We start from the raw sequence: 2,002 nt of genomic DNA, 5'->3' as shown, positions 1-2,002 counted from the left end.
CAGCCAGATTGTTTGGGTGTTATATGGTCAAGCCTCACGGGCAATTAGTACTGGTTAGCTCAACGCCTCACAACGCTTACACACCCAGCCTATCAACGTCGTAGTCTTCGACGGCCCTTCAGGGAGCTCGAGGCTCCAGTGAGATCTCATCTTGAGGCAAGTTTCCCGCTTAGATGCTTTCAGCGGTTATCTCTTCCGAACATAGCTACCCGGCAGTGCCACTGGCGTGACAACCGGAACACCAGAGGTTCGTCCAACCCGGTCCTCTCGTACTAAGGTCAGCCCCTCTCAAATCTCAAACGTCCACGGCAGATAGGGACCGAACTGTCTCACGACGTTCTAAACCCAGCTCGCGTACCACTTTAAATGGCGAACAGCCATACCCTTGGGACCGGCTTCAGCCCCAGGATGTGATGAGCCGACATCGAGGTGCCAAACACCGCCGTCGATATGAACTCTTGGGCGGTATCAGCCTGTTATCCCCGGAGTACCTTTTATCCGTTGAGCGATGGCCCTTCCATACAGAACCACCGGATCACTAAGACCTACTTTCGTACCTGCTCGACGTGTCTGTCTCGCAGTCAAGCGCGCTTTTGCCTTTATACTCTGCGACCGATTTCCGACCGGTCTGAGCGCACCTTCGTACTCCTCCGTTACTCTTTGGGAGGAGACCGCCCCAGTCAAACTGCCCACCATACACTGTCCTCGATCCGGATCACGGACCAGAGTTAGAACCTCAAGCATGCCAGGGTGGTATTTCAAGGACGGCTCCACGCGAACTGGCGTCCACGCTTCAAAGCCTCCCACCTATCCTACACAAGCAGGCTCAAAGTCCAGTGCAAAGCTACAGTAAAGGTTCACGGGGTCTTTCCGTCTAGCCGCGGATACACTGCATCTTCACAGCGATTTCAATTTCACTGAGTCTCGGGTGGAGACAGCGCCGCCATCGTTACGCCATTCGTGCAGGTCGGAACTTACCCGACAAGGAATTTCGCTACCTTAGGACCGTTATAGTTACGGCCGCCGTTTACCGGGGCTTCGATCAAGAGCTTCGCTTGCGCTAACCCCATCAATTAACCTTCCGGCACCGGGCAGGCGTCACACCCTATACGTCCACTTTCGTGTTTGCAGAGTGCTGTGTTTTTAATAAACAGTCGCAGCGGCCTGGTATCTTCGACCGGCAGGGGCTTACGGAGTAAATCCTTCACCTCCACCGGCGCACCTTCTCCCGAAGTTACGGTGCCATTTTGCCTAGTTCCTTCACCCGAGTTCTCTCAAGCGCCTTGGTATTCTCTACCCGACCACCTGTGTCGGTTTGGGGTACGGTTCCTGGTTACCTGAAGCTTAGAAGCTTTTCTTGGAAGCAGGGCATCAACCACTTCGCTCTCTAAAAGAAAGCTCGTCATCAGCTCTCGGCCTTGAACGCCCGGATTTGCCTAAGCGTCCAGCCTACAACCTTAAACTTGGACAACCAACGCCAAGCTGGCCTAGCCTTCTCCGTCCCTCCATCGCAGTAACCAGAAGTGCAGGAATATTAACCTGCTTCCCATCGACTACGCTTTTCAGCCTCGCCTTAGGGGCCGACTAACCCTGCGTCGATTAACGTTGCGCAGGAAACCTTGGTCTTTCGGCGTGGATGTTTTTCACACCCATTGTCGTTACTCATGTCAGCATTCGCACTTCTGATACCTCCAGCAAACCTCTCGGTTCACCTTCACAGGCTTACAGAACGCTCCTCTACCGCGCATCTTGCGATGCACCCGCAGCTTCGGTGTATGGTTTGAGCCCCGTTACATCTTCCGCGCAGGCCGACTCGACTAGTGAGCTATTACGCTTTCTTTAAAGGATGGCTGCTTCTAAGCCAACCTCCTAGCTGTCTAAGCCTTCCCACATCGTTTCCCACTTAACCATAACTTTGGGACCTTAGCTGGCGGTCTGGGTTGTTTCCCTTTTCACGACGGACGTTAGCACCCGCCGTGTGTCTCCCGTGCTGACACTTGCC

Annotated in this window: 1 rRNA gene; it reads right to left on the bottom strand. The window is 54.1% G+C overall.

The features are described from left to right. Positions 1-23: 23 nt before the first annotated feature. Positions 24-2,002, bottom strand: a 23S ribosomal RNA gene (locus tag H165_RS0118015); the annotation flags it as partial.

Source organism: Pseudomonas thermotolerans DSM 14292, from assembly GCF_000364625.1.
Classification (GTDB): Bacteria; Pseudomonadota; Gammaproteobacteria; order Pseudomonadales; family Pseudomonadaceae; genus Aquipseudomonas; species Aquipseudomonas thermotolerans.
Note: the sequence above shows the minus strand (reverse complement) of the source record. Positions and strands in the feature narration are given on the sequence as shown.